This is a genomic window from Arthrobacter sp. ok362 (assembly GCF_900102785.1).
Classification (GTDB): domain Bacteria; phylum Actinomycetota; class Actinomycetes; order Actinomycetales; family Micrococcaceae; genus Arthrobacter.
On the sequence record NZ_FNGC01000007.1, the window covers coordinates 1 to 17,104 of the forward strand.

17 protein-coding genes and 1 pseudogene are annotated in these 17,104 nt (G+C 67.4%); 6 read left to right on the forward strand and 12 right to left on the reverse strand.

Annotated elements, in window-relative coordinates:
• From BLQ10_RS10380 to BLQ10_RS10395, 4 genes and pseudogenes are all read right to left on the reverse strand, one after another.
• A pseudogene (locus BLQ10_RS10380) lies at positions 1–339 on the reverse strand (IS481 family transposase); the annotation flags it as partial.
• A gap of 153 nt (positions 340–492) precedes the next feature.
• Entirely contained in the window at positions 493–1,344 is an 852-nt protein-coding gene (locus BLQ10_RS10385; RefSeq protein WP_091561550.1) for a transglutaminase family protein, read from the reverse strand.
• Positions 1,341–2,267: an alpha-E domain-containing protein gene (locus tag BLQ10_RS10390; protein WP_090577845.1), complete on the reverse strand. Its 927-nt coding sequence runs from the start codon at positions 2,265–2,267 to the stop codon at positions 1,341–1,343. Before BLQ10_RS10390 ends, BLQ10_RS10385 begins: the two co-directional genes overlap by 4 nt.
• On the reverse strand, positions 2,260–3,858 hold the full coding sequence (locus tag BLQ10_RS10395) for a circularly permuted type 2 ATP-grasp protein (RefSeq protein WP_091561552.1): 1,599 nt from the start codon (positions 3,856–3,858) through the stop codon (positions 2,260–2,262). Before BLQ10_RS10395 ends, BLQ10_RS10390 begins: the two co-directional genes overlap by 8 nt.
• Before the next feature lie 131 nt (positions 3,859–3,989).
• Here BLQ10_RS10395 and BLQ10_RS10400 point away from each other — a divergent pair, with 131 nt between their 5' ends.
• Positions 3,990–5,000 carry a YeiH family protein gene (locus tag BLQ10_RS10400; protein WP_091561555.1) on the forward strand — a complete coding sequence of 337 codons (1,011 nt, stop codon included), beginning with the start codon at positions 3,990–3,992 and terminating at the stop codon, positions 4,998–5,000.
• Positions 5,001–5,034: 34 nt separating this feature from the next.
• Positions 5,035–7,674 carry an aminopeptidase N gene (gene pepN / locus BLQ10_RS10405; protein WP_091561558.1) on the forward strand — a complete coding sequence of 880 codons (2,640 nt, stop codon included), beginning with the start codon at positions 5,035–5,037 and terminating at the stop codon, positions 7,672–7,674.
• Between the two features lie 127 nt (positions 7,675–7,801).
• On the opposite strand, the gene BLQ10_RS10410 is transcribed toward pepN, so the two are convergent.
• From BLQ10_RS10410 to BLQ10_RS10430, 5 genes are all read right to left on the reverse strand, one after another.
• Positions 7,802–8,905 (reverse strand): lipoate-protein ligase LplAB, encoded by a 1,104-nt coding sequence (locus BLQ10_RS10410; protein WP_091561560.1) that lies wholly within the window; start codon positions 8,903–8,905, stop codon positions 7,802–7,804.
• A gap of 161 nt (positions 8,906–9,066) precedes the next feature.
• Positions 9,067–9,324: a type B 50S ribosomal protein L31 gene (locus BLQ10_RS10415; RefSeq protein ID WP_018772953.1), complete on the reverse strand. Its 258-nt coding sequence runs from the start codon at positions 9,322–9,324 to the stop codon at positions 9,067–9,069.
• A gap of 155 nt (positions 9,325–9,479) precedes the next feature.
• A complete protein-coding gene (locus tag BLQ10_RS10420; protein ID WP_091561562.1) occupies positions 9,480–10,289 on the reverse strand; it encodes a TrmH family RNA methyltransferase in 810 nt (269 codons plus the stop codon).
• Positions 10,290–10,323: 34 nt separating this feature from the next.
• Complete coding sequence (locus BLQ10_RS10425; RefSeq protein WP_091561564.1) at positions 10,324–11,109, reverse strand: sulfite exporter TauE/SafE family protein; 786 nt, start codon at positions 11,107–11,109, stop codon at positions 10,324–10,326.
• A gap of 18 nt (positions 11,110–11,127) precedes the next feature.
• A complete protein-coding gene (locus BLQ10_RS10430) occupies positions 11,128–11,913 on the reverse strand; it encodes an ABC transporter ATP-binding protein (RefSeq protein ID WP_091561566.1) in 786 nt (261 codons plus the stop codon).
• 132 nt (positions 11,914–12,045) lie between these two features.
• On the opposite strand from BLQ10_RS10430, the gene serB reads away from it, so the two are divergent.
• Complete coding sequence (serB, locus tag BLQ10_RS10435; RefSeq protein WP_091561569.1) at positions 12,046–12,984, forward strand: phosphoserine phosphatase SerB; 939 nt, start codon at positions 12,046–12,048, stop codon at positions 12,982–12,984.
• Between the two features lie 90 nt (positions 12,985–13,074).
• On the opposite strand, the gene BLQ10_RS10440 is transcribed toward serB, so the two are convergent.
• The 3 genes from BLQ10_RS10440 to fabG form a co-directional block, all read right to left on the reverse strand.
• Entirely contained in the window at positions 13,075–13,863 is a 789-nt protein-coding gene (locus BLQ10_RS10440) for an SDR family oxidoreductase (RefSeq protein WP_091561571.1), read from the reverse strand.
• Positions 13,864–14,014: 151 nt separating this feature from the next.
• Positions 14,015–14,434: an Hsp20/alpha crystallin family protein gene (locus tag BLQ10_RS10445; protein WP_091561573.1), complete on the reverse strand. Its 420-nt coding sequence runs from the start codon at positions 14,432–14,434 to the stop codon at positions 14,015–14,017.
• 169 nt (positions 14,435–14,603) lie between these two features.
• Positions 14,604–15,329 (reverse strand): 3-oxoacyl-ACP reductase FabG, encoded by a 726-nt coding sequence (gene fabG, locus BLQ10_RS10450; RefSeq protein WP_091561574.1) that lies wholly within the window; start codon positions 15,327–15,329, stop codon positions 14,604–14,606.
• Positions 15,330–15,479: 150 nt separating this feature from the next.
• Between fabG and BLQ10_RS10455 the strand changes: the two genes are divergently transcribed.
• Genes BLQ10_RS10455 through BLQ10_RS10465 form a run of 3 tightly spaced genes read left to right on the forward strand, consistent with a single transcriptional unit; the run spans position 15,480 to position 17,101 of the window.
• Positions 15,480–15,932 carry a DUF3099 domain-containing protein gene (locus tag BLQ10_RS10455; RefSeq protein WP_091561577.1) on the forward strand — a complete coding sequence of 151 codons (453 nt, stop codon included), beginning with the start codon at positions 15,480–15,482 and terminating at the stop codon, positions 15,930–15,932.
• The gene (locus BLQ10_RS10460; RefSeq protein WP_091561579.1) at positions 15,929–16,222 is read left to right on the forward strand and encodes a hypothetical protein; all 294 of its coding nucleotides are present in this window, start codon (positions 15,929–15,931) and stop codon (positions 16,220–16,222) included. Before BLQ10_RS10455 ends, BLQ10_RS10460 begins: the two co-directional genes overlap by 4 nt.
• Positions 16,223–17,101 carry an SURF1 family cytochrome oxidase biogenesis protein gene (locus tag BLQ10_RS10465; RefSeq protein WP_091561581.1) on the forward strand — a complete coding sequence of 293 codons (879 nt, stop codon included), beginning with the start codon at positions 16,223–16,225 and terminating at the stop codon, positions 17,099–17,101. It begins immediately after the preceding gene.
• The last annotated feature ends 3 nt before the right edge of the window (positions 17,102–17,104 follow it).

Sequence of the window (17,104 nt, forward strand, 5' to 3'; positions counted from 1 at the left end):
GGTGGCACGTGATGGCGGTTGGACCCCTTGGCGGCGCAGTTTTGCGGCGACGCTCAGCGGTCCGTGGTCATAGCCGAGGTTCTTGAGGGATTCCCGGGTCGCGAGAGCCAACTCCGCCAGCGAGGTATCGACCTTAGCCGGGCTGGTCGCTGGCCTGGTCGAGGCCGTTTCCATGGCTTTGATCGGCCCGTCGGCGGCAGCCGCGGCCCGGACCTTGTAAAACCAGGCCCGGGACACCCTGTGACGCCGGCAGAACTGTGTGACCGCACCCCTCTCAGCGTCGTCAGGCCATGTCGCCACCAAGTGCCGGATCTTGATATCGGGCTGCATTTTGCTCATGATCCGAGCAAAACCGGCCAGAGTGTCCACGATGTCCTGAGACACACTGTCCACGATGTCTTGAGACAGAAATGTCCATTAAGTCATGAGACTCCACAGCTGCTCTGAGGGCTTCAGAGCAGCCCGATCTGATAGCGCAACGTGGGCGGCGGTTTAGGCCAGGCGGGTGATCTCCACGCTGACGGTGAGGGCCGATCCCCCGCCGCCGGACAGGATGCCCTTGAGCGGCGGAACGTCGCGGTAGTCGCGGCCCCGGGCTACAGTGACGTGGAAGTCCCCCGCCGGTTTGTGGTTGGTCGGGTCCCAGCTCCGCCATTCGCCGTCCCACCACTCGAGCCACGCATGGGATTGGCCGGCAACTGTCTCGCCGAGGTCCGCCGTCGAACGGGGGTGAAGGTAGCCGGACACGTAGCGGGCCGGGATGCCGCAGCTGCGCAGTGAGCCGATGGCGAGGTGTGCCAGGTCCTGGCAGACGCCCTGCCGTTGGTTCCAGGCCTGCTCGGCGTTTGTGGTGACGCCGGTGGAGCCCAACATGTAGGCCATTTCGCCCCGCATCCAGTCAAAGACCGCCATGGCCGCCTCGTGCGGTGTTTTTCCCTCCACAACTCCGGGAATGATGGCGAGCACTTCGGAGCCGGGACCCGTCAGCTGGGACTGCGGAATCCAGTCACTGAACTGGTTGAGCGTCTCCGGGGCGGCCAGGGCGTCCCACCCGACGATGTCGGCCTCCGCTGCGATCTTCTCGACCCGGTGCACCTCAACGGTGGTGGTGGACAGGACTTCGAGGTGCTCGTGCGGCATCTGCATGTCGAAAGCCGTCACGCGCGTGCCCCAGTAGTCGCGGTAGCTGCTCATGGCCGCCTGCGAGGGCGACACCTTCATGGAGGACTCCAGTACCACTTGCTGCGGGTCCGTCAGCGGGGTCATCCGGGCCTCGTTGTAGGACAGGGTGACGCGTTTGTTGTACTTGTAGGCCGTCTTGTGGACGATGTTCAGCCGGGTCATGAAACTTCTCCCACCCAGGCCAGCTCGTCTGCCTGATTGAAGTACTTACGGGAAATGGCGTCCGAGGCCTGCGATACCGCCTTTTGCACACGCTCCATGTGCTCCGGCAGCTCCGACATGAGGTCATCGGTGCGGTGGAACTCCAGGAAGGTGCGGGCCTGGCCGACTATCCGGCGGGCGTCGTTGATGAAGCCGACGCGCTGGGCCGAGGGGTCCAGCTTCGCCAGGCACTCGTCGGCGTCGCGCAGGGCGTAGACAATGGACCGCGGGAACAGCCGGTCCAGGAGCAGGAATTCGGCCGCGTGCTGGTCCCCGAACGCCGCCCGGCGGGTCCGCAGGAAGGATTCGTAGGCGCCGGCGCAGCGGAGCATGTTCACCCAGGACATGCCGGCCGAGAGGACATCGCGGGTGGAGAGCATGCGCGCGGTCATGTCGGCCCGCTCCAGGGACCGGCCCAGGACCAGGAACTGCCAGCTCTCATCGTGGCTGACGGTGGTGTCGGCCAGGCCGCTAACCATGGCGGTGCGCTCCAGGACCCAGTTGCAGAAGCGGTAGGTGCCCACCACGTCCTTGCGGTGCTGGTTCAGCCCGTAGTAGGTCGTGTTGAGGCTTTCCCAGAGTCCGGAGGAGACGGTCTCGCGGGCGCGGCGGGCGTTTTCCCGGGCCGCGCCGAGGGATCCGGCAATGGACGTGGCGCTCTGCTTGTCGTAGGCGAGGGCGTTGAGCAGTTCGGGCAGGCCGAAATCCTCATTTTGCGCGCGGGCGCCCATGACGGCGAGGAGTTCCTGCGCGACGCTGCGCTGTTCCTCCATCGGCAGATGGTTGAGCCGCTCGAGGTGGACGTCGAGGATCCGGGCGGTGCCGTCGGCCCGTTCCACGTAGCGGCCGATCCAAAAAAGTGACTCGGCAATACGGCTAAGCATTCGCGGTTACCTCCTGCGCGTCAGAACTCTGCTGCTGCTGTTGCTGCTCTTTCTGGCTGTCGCGCCAGTTGCTCTCCACCGGCCAGACGGAAACACGCTCGCGGACCGCGATGGTGGGCCGCGGGATCACTTCGACGGGAACCTGCGGGGAGTCGGCCAGGACCCAGGTGTCCTTGGAGCCGCCGCCCTGGCTGGAATTGACGATCAGCGAGCCCTCCTTGAGCGCCACGCGGGTCAGTCCGCCGGGGAGCACCCAGACGTCCTCGCCGTCGTTGACGGCGAACGGGCGCAGGTCCACGTGGCGGGGGCCGAACTTGTCGCCGCTGAGCGTGGGCACGGTGGACAGCTGCAGCACTGGCTGGGCGATCCACCCGCGAGGGTCGGCGATGATCCGTTTGCGCAGGGCGTCGAGTTCATCCCTGGACGCGTCCGGGCCGATCACCAGGCCCTTCCCGCCCGAGCCGTCCACGGGCTTGACCACGAGCTCGTCCAGGCGGTCCAGGACGTGCTCCCGGGCATCTTTCTCTTCCAGCCGGAACGTGTCCACGTTGGCGATCACGGGCTCTTCGTTCAGGTAGTAGCGGATGAGGTCGGGCACGTAGCTGTAGACCAGCTTGTCATCGGCGACGCCGTTGCCCACGGCGTTGGCGATTGTGACACCGCCGGCGCGGGCGGCGTTGACCAGGCCCGGGCAGCCGAGCATGGAATCGGCGCGGAACTGCAGCGGGTCCAGGAATTCATCGTCGATGCGCTTGTAGATGACGTCCACGCGCTGCTCGCCCGCCGTGGTGCGCATGTAGACCCGGTTGCCGCGGCAGATGAGGTCGCGGCCCTCGACGAGTTCGACACCCATCAGGCCGGCGAGCAGGGTGTGCTCGAAGTAGGCGCTGTTGAACACGCCCGGGGTCAGGACCACCACGGTGGGATCATCGACGCCGGACGGCGCCGTCTTCCGCAGGGCCGACAGTAGCCGGCGCGGGTACTCCTCGACCGGGCGGATGAGCTGCTGGCCGAAAGCCTCGGGCAGGCCCTTGGCCATGGCCCGGCGGTTCTCAAGGACGTAGCTCACGCCCGAGGGCACGCGCACGTTGTCCTCCAGAACGCGGAAGGTGCCCGCGGCGTCGCGGACGACGTCGATTCCGGAAATGTGGACGCGGACGCCGCCGGCCGGCTCAAAGCCGTGCACCTGGCGGTGGAAGTGCGCGCTCGTCGTGACCAGCTGGCGCGGGATGACGCCGTCGGACACCACCGTCATCTTGTCGTAGACGTCATTGAGGAAGGCTTCCAGGGCGCGGACGCGCTGGGCCACACCGCGTTCCAGGACACCCCACTCCTCGGCGGGGATCACCCGGGGGACGATGTCCAGCGGGAAGGGCCGCTCCTCGCCCGCGAAGTCGAACGTCACGCCCCGGTCCAGGAAGGTGCGCGCCATGGAATCGGCGCGGGCGCTGACGTCAGCCAACGAAAGTTCACGCAGGGCCATGGCCACCTGCCCGTAGGACTTCCGGGCCTGTTGGCCGGGGGCAAACATCTCGTCGTAGGCGCCGGTTCGGCCGGCGGCCGCGGAGTACTCCTGGAATAGGTCAGACATGGTCACTAGCCAACCACTTTTTCGTTACGAAATCATTTCGACGGCCCGCGGCGCGCTGCCGGTGATCCGGGACCGCCTGCCGGGCGGGCCACGGTTACGGTTTTTCCGGCCGGGTACGGCAATGTAGGGGCGTGCCCCCCAAGAAATCCGCGGCTGCGGCCGCGCCAGGCCTGATCGGCGCCGCAGCCGCCGTCGCCGCCGCCGTCGGTGTCCACCTGCTGCTCCCCGCGCTGCCGGCAATGACCATTGCCGTGCTCCTCGGGCTCCTGGCCGCAAACCTGCCCGGCGTGGCGGGGTGGACCGCCGGGCCGGCGCGTCCCGGCCTCGACTTCGCCGGCAAGCACCTCATGCGGGCCGGGATCGTGGTGCTGGGGCTGAAAGTCAGCCTCGGCAATGTGCTGGGCCTGGGCTGGGCTGCGCTGCTGCTCGTGACGGCCGTGGTGCTGACCGCCTTCGCTGGCACGTACGGTATCAGCAGGCTTTTCCGGCTTCCCCCCCGCGTATCGCTGCTGGTGGCCACCGGCTTCGCCATCTGCGGGGCGTCAGCGATCGGGGCGATGGCCGCGGTGCGGAGAATCCGGCAGGAGGAAACCGTGCTGCCCGTGGCGCTCGTGACCCTGTGCGGAACGCTGGCGATCGGGGTGCTGCCCCTGCTCGCGCGGTTGCTGGGCCTCGGCCCGGAGCTCTTCGGGGCGTGGACCGGCGCCTCGGTGCACGACGTCGGGCAGGTGGTCGCCACTGCCCAGACCGCGGGCGCCGCGGCCCTGGCCGTCGCCGTCGTCGTCAAACTCACACGGGTGATCCTGCTGGCGCCGATGGTCGCCGCTGCGGGGTTCCACCACCGGCTGGGCACCGCAGCCGACGGCGCCAAGCGCCCGCCAGTGATCCCGCTGTTCGTCATCGGATTCGTGGCGCTGGCGGGCCTGCGCACTACCGGGTGGCTCTCCCCCGCGGTCCTGGACGCGGCCGCCGCCCTCCAGGACGTGCTGCTGGGCATGGCGTTGTTCGGGCTGGGCTCCGCCGTCCGCGTGGGGCAGCTGCTGCACACCGGCGCACGCGCCCTGCTGGCCGCGCTGGCGTCCTGGCTGCTGATCGCCCTGCTGGGCCTGGCGGCCGCCTGCCTCATGTTCCCGCCGGGGTGATTCGGCGCACACGCTCCCGTGATTAGATAGCTGGGTGTCAAACCAGAATCTGAGCCGCGACGAGGCCGCGGCCCGCGCCGCCCTTATCACCACGCACAGCTACGACGTCTCCCTTGACGTCCGGCAGGCAGCCGACCCGAACGTCGCCGGCTACACAAGCCGCAGCGTCATCTCCTTCTCGGCCAGCGAACCCGGAGCATCGACCTTCGTGGATTTCATCGCGGACAGTGTGCACAGCGTCTTCCTCAACGGCAAGGGCCTCGCCGTCGCCGACGTCGTGGACGGTTCCCGGGTCCGGCTCGATAACCTGCAGCCGGAGAACCAGGTCACCATCACGGGGACAGCGCTCTACAGCACATCCGGTGAGGGCATGCACCGCTTCGTCGACCCCGCCGACGGCCAGTGCTACCTCTACACGCAGTACGAACCCGCCGACGCCCGCCGGGTGTTCGCGAACTTCGAGCAACCCGATCTGAAGGCCGAGTTCACCTTCCACGTCATGGCCCCTTCCGACTGGCAGGTGTCCTCCAACGGCGCCGAGGTGCTGCGCACCCAGCTAACTTCCGATCCCGCCACGAGCCGCTGGGACTTCGCCCCCACCAAGGCGATGTCCACCTACATCACCACCGTCCTGGCCGGACCGTACTTCAAGGCCGAGGACGCCTGGAGCGGCACGCTCGGCGACGGCACGGTCCTGGACGTGCCGCTGGCGCTCTACTGCCGCGCCTCCATGGCCGTGTCCTTCGACGCCGACGCCCTGTTCCGCCTCACCAAAAACGGGCTGACCTTCTTCAACGAGCTCTTCGATTTTCCCTACCCGTGGGGCAAATACGAGCAGGCGTTCGTGCCCGAGTACAACCTCGGCGCCATGGAAAACCCGGGCCTGGTGACCTTCACCGAAAGCTACGTCTTCACCTCCCGGGCCGCCGATTCGCAATACCAGGCCCGTGCCAACACCCTCCTGCACGAGATGGCGCACATGTGGTTCGGCGACCTCGTCACCATGAAGTGGTGGGATGATTTGTGGCTCAAGGAATCCTTCGCCGACTACATGGGCACCCTGGGCGTGGACCGGACCACGGACTGGGACACGGCGTGGGTGAACTTCGCCAACAACCGCAAGGCGTGGGCCTACGTCCAGGACCAGCTGCCTACCACGCACCCCATCGTTGCCGACATCCCGGACCTTGAGGCCGCGAAGCAGAATTTCGACGGCATCACCTATGCCAAGGGCGCCTCGGTGCTCAAGCAGCTCGTGGCCTACGTCGGGTTCGAGGCCTTCATTGCCGGTTCCCGCCAGTACTTCCGGGAGCACGCCTACGGCAACACCACCCTTGCCGAGCTGCTGGCGGCACTGGGCGCGGCATCCGGCCGCGACCTCGGCGAATGGGCCCGCCAATGGCTCCAGACCTCCGGCATCTCCACCCTCTCCTGTGAGATCACCGGGCACGGGCACGCGCTCGGTTCCGTCGCCGTCCAGCAGGACGCCGTGGATCCCACCACCGGCAGGCAGGAGCCCCGGCCGCACCGGCTGCGGATCGGCCTCTACGACTTTGACGACGCCGGCGCCCTGATCCGCACGGACAGCGTCGAGACCGATGTCAGCGGCGGCCGGACCGACGTGACCGAACTGGCCGGCAAACCACGGCCCGCCCTGCTGCTGGTCAACGACGACGACCTCAGCTACGCCAAGGTCCGGCTCGACCCGCGCTCCGAGGCCACTGTCCGCGACTCCCTGGACAAGCTCAAGGACCCCATGGCGCGGGCGCTGTGCTGGACCGCGCTGTGGGACTCGGCCCGCGATGCCGCCACACCGGCTTCCCTCTACGTCGACGCCGTCCAGCGTTTCGGCCCCGCGGAACCGGGAATCGGCGTCCTGCTCAACGTGCTGGGCAACGCCTCGACGGCGGTCGAACGCTACGTACCCCGGGGCCAGCGGAACGCCGTGCGCCGCGGCTTCCTCACCTCGGCCGCCGAACAGCTGCAGGCGGCGGCGCCGGGCTCCGACCAGCAATTGGCCTGGGCCCGGACCCTCGCCGCGACCAGCCGGTACGACGCCGGCCGGCTCGACCTGCTCCGGGGCATCCTGGACGGCAGCACCGTGATCGATGGTCTTGCGGTGGACGCCGAACTGCGCTGGAATCTCTGGCATGGCCTGGCTGCCAACGGCCAGGCTTCACAGGAGCAACTGGACCAGGAGCTGGCCCGGGACAACACGGCGGCAGGCAAGTCCGGGCACGCCACGGCCCTGGCCGCCCGCCCCGAGGCGTCCGTCAAGGCGGCAGCCTGGGAAGCCGCCGTCCACGGCACGGGGCTGTCCAACCAGCTCCTGAGCGCCACTATCGCCGGGTTCAACACCGGGGCGGCCTCGCTGCTGGCCGGGTTCATCGACCCGTACTTCGAGTCGCTCGAGCAGGTCTGGGCGGACCGGAGCATTGAGATCGCCAGCCGGATTGTCCGCGGCTTCTATCCTGCGGGACAGGACCTCGACGGCCACGGCGGAACGCCCGAGACCCACGCCGTGATAGTCCGCACCGACCACTGGCTGGCCGCCCACCCCGACGCGCCGCGCGCCCTCCGCCGGATCATCATCGAACAGCGCAGCCACCTGCACCGCTCCCTCAGGGCACAGGCGCTGACGGCACCTGCCCTAGCCCCGTCGACTGCTCCGTAACCGCCCTTTTGACGGCTGAAAACGGCAGCTGGGCCCACGCCGGCAGGATTCCCTGGCCGAGCTTGCGAGGCGAGGGGGCCGGTGGGGAGCAATCGATGGGGATGAAGGCTGATAAGGAGCAGGCTTTTTAGGGAACCCGGTGCAGCCACTCCGCGGTGCCGAACTTAACCTCTACGCGGCGGCGGGCGGCCTCCAACTCGGCGTCGGTGAGGACGGACGGCGTCGCGTCGTAGCGTTCGGCGAAGACGTCCATCATGGCTGCGACGATCTCGGTCCGGGCCATGCCGGTCTGGCGGCGGAGCGGATCCACGCGTTTCTTGGCGCTCCTGGTGCCCTTGTCGGACAGTTTCTCCTTGCCGATGCGCAGCACCTCCACCATTTTCTCGGCGTCTATGTCGTAGCTCATGGTGACGTGGTGGAGCATCCCTCCGTTGGCGAGCCGCTTCTGCGCCGCCCCGCCGATCTTGCCGTGCTCCGTGGCGATGTCATTGAGCGGCACGTAGAAGGCGCTAATGCCGACTTTTTCCAGGGCCGCCATCACCCAGGCGTCCAGGAAACGATAGGAGTCCGCGAAGCTGATGCCGTCCACGAGGGTCTGCGGCAGGTAGAGCGAGTAGGTGATGCAGTTCCCGGCCTCCATGAACATCGCTCCGCCGCCGCTGATCCGCCGGACCACGCTGATGCCGTGCCGGGCCACCCCCTCGGGGTGGAGTTCATTGCGGACGGACTGGAAGCTGCCGATCACCACGGACGGCTCCTCCCAGTCCCAGAACCGCAGGGTGGGGTTGCGCCGCCCGGCGCCGACTTCCTCGGTTAGGACCTCGTCCAGGGCGACGTTCACGTGGGTGGGCAGGATAGACGGGGCGATGATGTTCCAGTGGTGGTCCGCCCAGCCGGTGGCCTTCGCAAGGGCGCGGCGGACGGTGACCGCGACGGCGTCGGCGGAAAAACCGAACAGCACGGTGCCTTCGGGCAGGGCCGCCGTCACGGCGTCCGCGATGTCGGCGGCACTTGTATCGACGGGCAGCCCGGTGAGGGCCCGGTTGATCTCCGGCAGCGCCTCGTCCGGTTCCAGGAAGAAGTCCCCGCTGAGCGAAACGTGGGCCAGTACGCCGTCCACGACGTCGAAATCGGCGACTACGAGTTTGCCACCCGGAACCTTGTACTCGCCGTGGTGACGGCCGCCGCCGTCGTCAGTGCTGGGAGGGGTGGCCACGGGATGGGATGTCATGACATCCATCCTGCCGCATGCATCCGGGAACCCGGGGAACCCTCAACCGGGAACCCGGGAAACTTTGAACCGGTAACTCGGGGAACCAGAACGAAGCCAGGGACGCAGAAAGCCCGCACCGTTGCCGGTGCGGGCTTTCCATCAGACCTTGGGGAAGAAAGTTACTTCTTGCCGCCGAAGCCCTTGAAGCGAGCGTTGAAGCGCTCGACGCGGCCTGCGGAGTCCATGATGCGCTGCTTGCCCGTGTAGAACGGGTGCGACTCAGAGGAGATTTCGACGTCGATGACCGGGTAGGTGTTGCCGTCTTCCCACTCGATGGTCTTCGAAGAAGACACGGTGGACTTGGTCAGGAACTTGACGCCGGAAGCCAGGTCGTTGAAAACAACAGCTTCGTACTTCGGGTGAGTATTAGACTTCATAATTGGACCTTTGTTCGCACAACTGGATTTTGCCAGTTGCCAGGTATGAATGGGATGGCCGGCGGAAATCACCGGACGGCCAGCTATCAATGATAGCCGATAGCAGGACCACTGACGAACACCATTGGCGCACGTCAGCGCGGCAGTGCCTCGCCTCAGTCCTTCGGACGCAGCTCCCAGAACGCAACCGCCGACGCCGCGGCGACGTTGAGCGAATCGACGCCCCGGCGCATCGGAATCTTCACGGCGAGGTCGACGGCGGCGAGGGTGCCTGCGCTCATGCCCGCGCCTTCCGTGCCCAGCACCAGGGCCAGCCGCTCCGGGCGGCGGGCCGCGAGCACGTCGAGGTCCACCGCGTCATCCGTGAGCTCCATGGCCGCCACGGTGAAGCCCTGCTCCTGCAGCGCGGCCAGGCCTGCCGCCCAGTCCTCGAGCCGGGCCCACGGCACCTGGAACACGGTCCCCATGCTGACCCGCACGCTGCGGCGGTAGAGCGGATCCCCGCAGCGCGGCGAGACCAGGACGGCGTCCACGCCCAGGGCCGCGGCCGAGCGGAAAATGGCCCCGACGTTCGTGTGGTCCACGATGTCCTCCAACACGGCAACCCGACGGGCTCCGGCGAGCAGATCCGCCAGCGGCACCGGGGCCGGCCGGTGCATGGCGGCCATGGCGCCGCGGTGCAGGTGGAAGCCGGTGATTTCCTCCAGCAGCGCCGCGGAGCCGACATAGGCCGGAACGTCCGGGTACTGCTCAAAGACATCCGCCAGGTCCTCGGCCCACTTCTCGGCAAGGAAGAAGGACCGCGGCCGGTGCCCCGCGGCCAGCGCCCGGCGCAGGACGCGGGAGGACTCGGCGATGTACAGGCCCTCGGCCGGTTCCCGGACTTTGCGCAGGTGCACGTCAGTGAGCTGCGTGTAGTCGGAAACCCGCGGGTCGTCGGCGGATTCGAGGTAGTGAAAGGTCACGGGCAGATCATTTCGGGGAGGCTATTCGAGGGGGTTATTTGAACAGGTTGGCGATCATGAAACCCAGTGCCACCAGGCCCAGGGCGAAGATGACCGCGCGCAGGACCGGCGGGGAGAGCCGGCGCCCCACCTTGGAGCCGATCAAGCCGCCGATCAGCGAGCTGACGGCGATCAGTCCGACCACGCGCCAGTCGATCCGGTCGAAGGCGAACAAAAGGTAGGAGCCGGCGGCGATCACGTTCACGCCCAGGACCAGGAAGTTCTTCATCGCGTTGGCGTTCTGGATGGTCCCGGTCATGAAAACGCCCAGGATGCCAACCAACAAGATGCCCTGGGCCGCGACGAAGTAGCCGCCGTAGACGCCGGCCAGGTATACGAGCACCACCAGCAGGACACCGTGGCGGCGGTCCCGGATAGCGTGCTCAGGGTTTTCCTCGCGGTTCTTCACCCACCGCTGGAGCCGCGGCTGGAAGACCACCATCAGCAGGGCCAGCACGATCAGGACGGGTGCGGCGTAGTAAAAGACCTTCTCTGGCAGGTGGAGGAGCAGGTAGGCGCCGGTGACGCCACCCAGCAGCGAGGCCGGCAGGAGCCGGAGCAGCTGCCTGCCGCGGCCTTCGAGCTCCTTCCGGTAGCCCCAGGCGCCGGTGGCGTTGCCGGCCACGAGCCCCATGGCGTTGCTGATGGACGCAGTGACCGGGGCATAGCCCAGGGCGATCAGCACCGGGAACGTGACCAGGGTGCCGGATCCGACGACGCTGTTGATGGTGCCCGCCCACAGCCCGGCGAAGAAAATGAAGGCGCTATTGAGGAGCTCCACGCGGGGTCAGCGGCCCCGTCAGTGGCTGGCGGTCGCGGTGTACCGGCCGGCGTTGACGGTGACGTCCAGTGGCAGGCCGAACGTTTCGCTCAGGTTTTCGGCCGTGAGGACCTCCGGCAGCGGACCGGAGGCCACTACGCCGCCGTCGCGCATGAGCATCGCGTGCGTGAAGCCCGGCGGCACCTCTTCGAGGTGGTGGGTGACCAGGACGATTGCCGGGGCGGCGTCGTCGCGGGCGAGTTCGCTCAGGCGCTGGACCAGGTCCTCGCGCCCGCCGAGGTCGAGTCCGGCGGCCGGCTCGTCCAGGAGCAGGAGCTCAGGATCGGTCATGAGGGCACGGGCGATCTGGACGCGTTTGCGTTCCCCTTCGGAAAGCGAGGCGAAGGGGCGGTTGAGCAGCGGGCCCATCCCCCACTCGTTCAGAAGCCCAAAGGCGCGCCGCTCGTCGTTCTTCTCGTAGCCTTCGCGCCAGCGGCCGGTCACGCCGTAGGCGGCGGTGACCACCACGTTCAGGACCTTCTCGTGTTCAGGGATCTGGCTGGCCAGTGCAGCCGAGGACAGACCGATCCGGGGCCGGAGCTCAAAGACGTCGACGGCGCCGAGGACTTCCTCGAGGATGCCCGCCATTCCGGAGGTCGGGTGGATCCGGGCCGCGGCCAGCTGGAGGAGTGTGGTCTTGCCGGCGCCGTTGGGTCCCAGGATCACCCAGCGTTCGCCTTCCTTGACCTGCCAGTCCACCTTGTCCAGGAGCGTCTTAGCCCCACGTACCACGCTGACGCCGGCCATTTCAAGAACATCACTCATAGGAGTAGACACTAGGACAAAAAAGCGGACGACTGATAACCGGCGCCGCGGGCCGCCGTGCAGCGTCACGCGGCGCCGGCCCGGGCGCAACGAATTCGGGCCGCCCAACGCCTGCTCGCTAGGATTGAGGCCATGAGTTCGAACGTGACCGCAGTGAGCTACGGCCTGAAACTGTCCCTTCCCGAGATCCAGCGGCTGCGTTCGCTCCTGACAACCGCGGGGCTGAGCGTCGGTGCCGAAACCCGCGCCGGCGACGCCCGTTTCGAGGTGTATGCGGCGGACTGCGCGCTGGAAGCCGAACTGGACGGCGGGCTGGCGCCCGAAAGCGCGGCAGCCGTTCAGGTTTCGGGAGCCCGGCTGGACGGGCCGCGCCGTGTGCTGGCGGCCGCCGGCATCGACGGCGTGGACACGGCGCTGGTTCCCGTAGGACTGCGCAGCGCGCCGCGAAAGTTCCTGATCATGGACGTGGACTCGACCCTCATCCAGCAGGAAGTGATCGAGCTCCTGGCCGCCTACGCCGGCAAGCGCGAGGAAGTGACAGCGGTGACGGAGGCGGCCATGCGCGGCGAGCTGGACTTCGCCCAGAGCCTGCACGCCAGGGTGGCTGTCCTCGCCGGACTGCCGGCGGACGTCATCGAGTCGGTCCGCGCCGAGGTCAGGCTGACCGAGGGCGCCGCGGAGCTCGTGGCGGCCTTTCAGGCCGCCGGCCATGCGGTGGCCGTGGTGTCCGGCGGGTTCAACCAGATCCTCCGGCCGATCGCCGAAAGCCTGGGGCTGCACTACTGGATCGCCAATGAACTCGAAATCGTCGACGGCGCACTGACCGGCAAGGTACTCGGCGACGTCATCGACCGGGCGGCCAAGGAAAAGTACCTGCGCGAGTGGGCCGCCGCCGAGGGTATCCCGATGGAACACACCATTGCCGTGGGTGACGGCGCCAACGACCTCGACATGCTTGGCGCCGCCGGGATCGGCATCGCCTTCAACGCAAAGCCAGCCGTCCGTGCCGCCGCAGACGCCGCCGTCAACCTTCCCTATCTAGACGCCGTGCGGTACATCGCGGGGGTCTGATGCGTTAACCGCGAGAAGGCACGTGGGGGCAATGTTTTGACTAAACATTGCCCCCACGTGCCTTCTCGGCGCCTCTGGCGGCCTTCGCTCCTAGCTGGAGCTCGTGTCGGCTGTCTTGTCTGCGGTCTTATCTGCGGTCTTATCGAAGTAGTCGGCGCCGCCGACGTATTCGGTGTGGCCGGTCTCGACGTCGGCCGTGGCCATTTTGGCGACCTCCGCAGCAAACTCCTTGACCGAGTACAGCTTGCCGGCCTCGGCACGGCGGGCCTCGATGGCGCCGGGGTTGGACCGGTCAAGCAGGGTGGCCGTGACGGTGCCCTCGATCATGTCGCCGGAGACAACGACGAGCGAGATCCCCTTATCAGCCAATGCCGGGACGAGTGCCCGGAGTGCGTCCTCGCCGGCACGCTTGCTGCGGGCCACGGGCTCGTAGTCGGGCATGGTGGGCACCGTGTCGATGAAGTGGGCCTGGTGGCTGGTCACGAAGACCACGCGCGAGCGTTCGGGCATGAGTGCCACGGCGGCGTTGAGCATGTTCACCTGGGCGTCACGGTTCAGCTTCAGCGCGTAGCCCTCTTCCATCCCGGTCTCCATGCCGCCGGAGGCATTGAGGACCAGGAGGTCGAGCGAGCCGAAGTTCTCCATTGCGGCGCTGGCGAGGGCCTGGACGCCTTCCTGGGTGGTCAGGTCCGCCCCGACGGCCGCAGCGCGGCCGCCGTCGGCCTCGATCTCCGCGACAACCTTGTTGGCGCGCGGCGCCTTCTGGCGGTAGTTCACGACGACGGCCGCGCCTTCGGCGGCCAGGATCTTGGCGACTTCGGCGCCGATTCCGCGCGACGAACCGGTCACGATCGCAGTCTTGTTCTCCAGCAGTCCCATACGAGCTCCTTTTGTTCCAAACGTCCAAACACTGTGGGTCTGCAATCCATCATGCCAGCGGATCGCGCCATTGCAGTTGTTCAGCATCCACAAAGAAGCCCCGGCGGCGTAGTTCCCGACATGTCATGCCCGGAACGCGCCGGCGGTTGGTTCAGCTGCGGTCGATACGGATCTTCGTCGTCGTTTCCCCAGTCACTACCTCGGGAGCCGGTGCGCGGACTTCCAGGACGCCGTCCTTGTACGTGGCGGTAATATCTTCTTCCTTCGCCCCCGCGGGAAGCGCAATGGTCCGGGCGGACCGGCCGTAACGGAACTCCGATCGGTAGCCGGTCTTGCTCTTGTGCTCGGACTTTTCCTCCCGCTGCACCGCGATGTGGAGCGTGCCCTCGCTGACCGAGACGTCGACGTCTTGGTCGGGGTCGATCCCGGGCACTTCCGCCCTAACCACTAAGGTGTTGCCCTCTTGGAACTGTTCGATCTTGATCCCTGGCGCTATGGACAGATCACCGTCAAGGAAGCGGCGGACCGGTTCCAGCATGTCCGAGGGCGTCCACTTGCTGAGATCACTCATGATTTTCCTCCTGGGTCCACGCCCCTGCCGTGGCATGGTCGGGGGCTGTGAGGCCATTACACGCTCCCGGCGTTCCGGTGCCAAGGGCAAAAAGGCCCAGCGCGGCGGACTGCGGACGGCGGCGGATACCGCCGTCGTCCGCAGTGTTCCGTGTCCGGCGTCGCCCGGGCTAGTGGCCCATTCCGAGGCCGCCGTCGACCGGAATGACCGCACCCGAAATGTAGGACGCCTCGTCGCTGGCGATCCAGCGAACCACGTTGGCGACCTCGGAGGCCTCGGCGAAGCGGCCGGCGGGCACCTTGGTCAGGTAGTCCTTCTGCGTGGCCTCGGGCAGCTCGGCCGTCATGTCCGTGTTGATGAACCCGGGCGCGACCACGTTCGCGGTGATCCCGCGCGCGCCGAGCTCGCGGGTGAGCGACCGGGCGATGCCCACCAGGCCGGCCTTCGAGGCGGAGTAGTTGATCTGGCCCGGAGCGCCGTACAGGCCGGAAACGGAAGAAATGAGCACCACGCGGCCCTTGCGCGCCCGAATCATGCCCTTGGACGCGCGCTTGATCACCCGGAAGGCGCCCGTGAGGTTCGTGTCGATCACCGAGGTGAAGTCGTCCTCGCTCATGCGCATCAGGAGGGTGTCCTTGGTGATGCCGGCGTTGGCCACGAGTACTTCCACAGGGCCCTGGGCGGCTTCGACTTCCGCGAACGCGGCGTCGATCGAAGCTTCGTCGGTGACGTCCGCCTTGACCCCAAGGATGCCCTCGGGCAGCGACGATTCGCTGCGGAAGGTCACCGCCACCTTGTCACCGTTGGCCAGGAAGGACTCGGCGATGGCCAGGCCGATCCCCCGGTTTCCGCCGGTGATCAAAACGCTGCGGCCGGTGGTGGGTGTCTCAGACATATGGGGCTCCGGGATTCTGCGGCAGGGAGGGCCGCGCTGGGGGCTGGATTTTTCCTGCCTCCGATCTTAGCGCCCGGTTCGCACCCGTTTGGGCGGCTCCGCCGATGGTGAGAGAATTGGACTAAGCCTTGGGAGCGTGATCAAACAGCCGTGACACTCAAAAACCGATCCGGTGCGCATGTGCCTGGAAGGCCGGACGCCGAGTCCGGCGGTACCGAGGTGCACAGCATCACGGACGCCGCCGCTGCGCACTCAGACGAGATGCGCGAACGGATGATCAAGTACGCCGTCGCCATGGGCATCCGCATGGTCTGCCTGATCCTGATTTTTGTGGTGGATGGCTGGTTCAAGTTGATCCCGGTGCTGGGGGCCGTCTTACTGCCCTGGGTTGCGGTGGTGATCGCCAACGGCAGCGACAAAGCGGAAATCCACAGTGACTCCCTCCTGGACCATGCTCTCCTCGCGGAGCTGGACGCCCCGGATCCCACGGGAACGGCCGGGCCGTACCCGGCCGACGGCGGAGACGGCCCGGAGAGGCTGCTGCAGGGCGAGCTGATGGATGATGAGAACGACGACGACGACCACGGACGGGCCGCTTCATGAACCTCTTTGACCTGGCCGGGACCGGCGGCGACCCCGCTGCGGCCCCCGGCACCGTCTGCTCCCGGAAAGCCTGCCGCACGGCGGCGGAATGGCAGCTGCTGTGGAACAACCCCAAGATCCACACCGCGGAGCGGCGCAAGATCTGGCTGGCCTGCGGTGAGCACCGCGTCTGGCTTGAGGACTATCTCCAGACACGCGGACTGTGGAAAGAGACGGTGGCCCTCGGCGCAGAGACCGTCCACCTCTCCGCAGAGACCGCGCCAATCGACCCGTCAGGCAGGATCGGCTGAATGTACCGCTTTCTCTTCTCCAGTAAATGGCTGGGGTACTTGTTGCTGGCCGCGATCTTCGCTGCGGGCTGCGTCGGACTGGGCCGGTGGCAGATGGACCGTCGCGCCGAAACCCTGGCCGAAATCAACCGGGTGGTCTCCAACTACTCGGCCGACCCCGTGCCGTTCGCCAGTGTCCGGGACCAATTCAGCCGGCTGAACCCGGAGCGGGAATGGACCCAGGTGGAACTCAAGGGCAGCTACGACGCCGACGGCCAGCGCATCGTCCGCAACCGCCCGCTCAACGGCCAGCCCGGCTACGAGGTGGTGGTTCCGTTCAAGCTCGAGTCCGGCGAAACCGTGGTGGTTGACCGCGGCTGGCTGCCCATCGGCAACAACACCCCCGGCCGGCCCGACTCAGTGCCAGCGCCGCCCCGGGGTCCGGTGACAGTGGTTGCCCGCCTCAAGCCGGCCGAGCCTGAGCTGCAGCGCGGCGCCCCTGACGGCCAACTGGCCTCGATCGACCTCGCCGCCTATTCCGCGCAGCTCGGCTATCCGCTGCTCACGGGCGCCTACGGTCAGCTGGCCTCCGAGTCGCCGGCGGTGCAGGACATGCCGTTCCCGTTCCCCAAGCCTTCCACCGATGAAGGTACCCACCTTTCCTACTCCCTGCAGTGGTTCGCGTTCGGCGTGCTGATGTTCGTCGGGTTCGGCTACGCGGCCCGGCAGCAGGCCCGCAACGCCGCGATTGACGCGGAGGACGCCGAAGCCGATGCCGCCGGCGGCGTGTTCCTGCACTCCAGCGGCCCGGCCGTGCGGCGCCGTCCCGCTCCGCGCAAGCGCAAGAACGCGACGGCGGAAGAAGAGGAAGACGCCATCCTCGACGCCCAGGGGTTCTAAGCG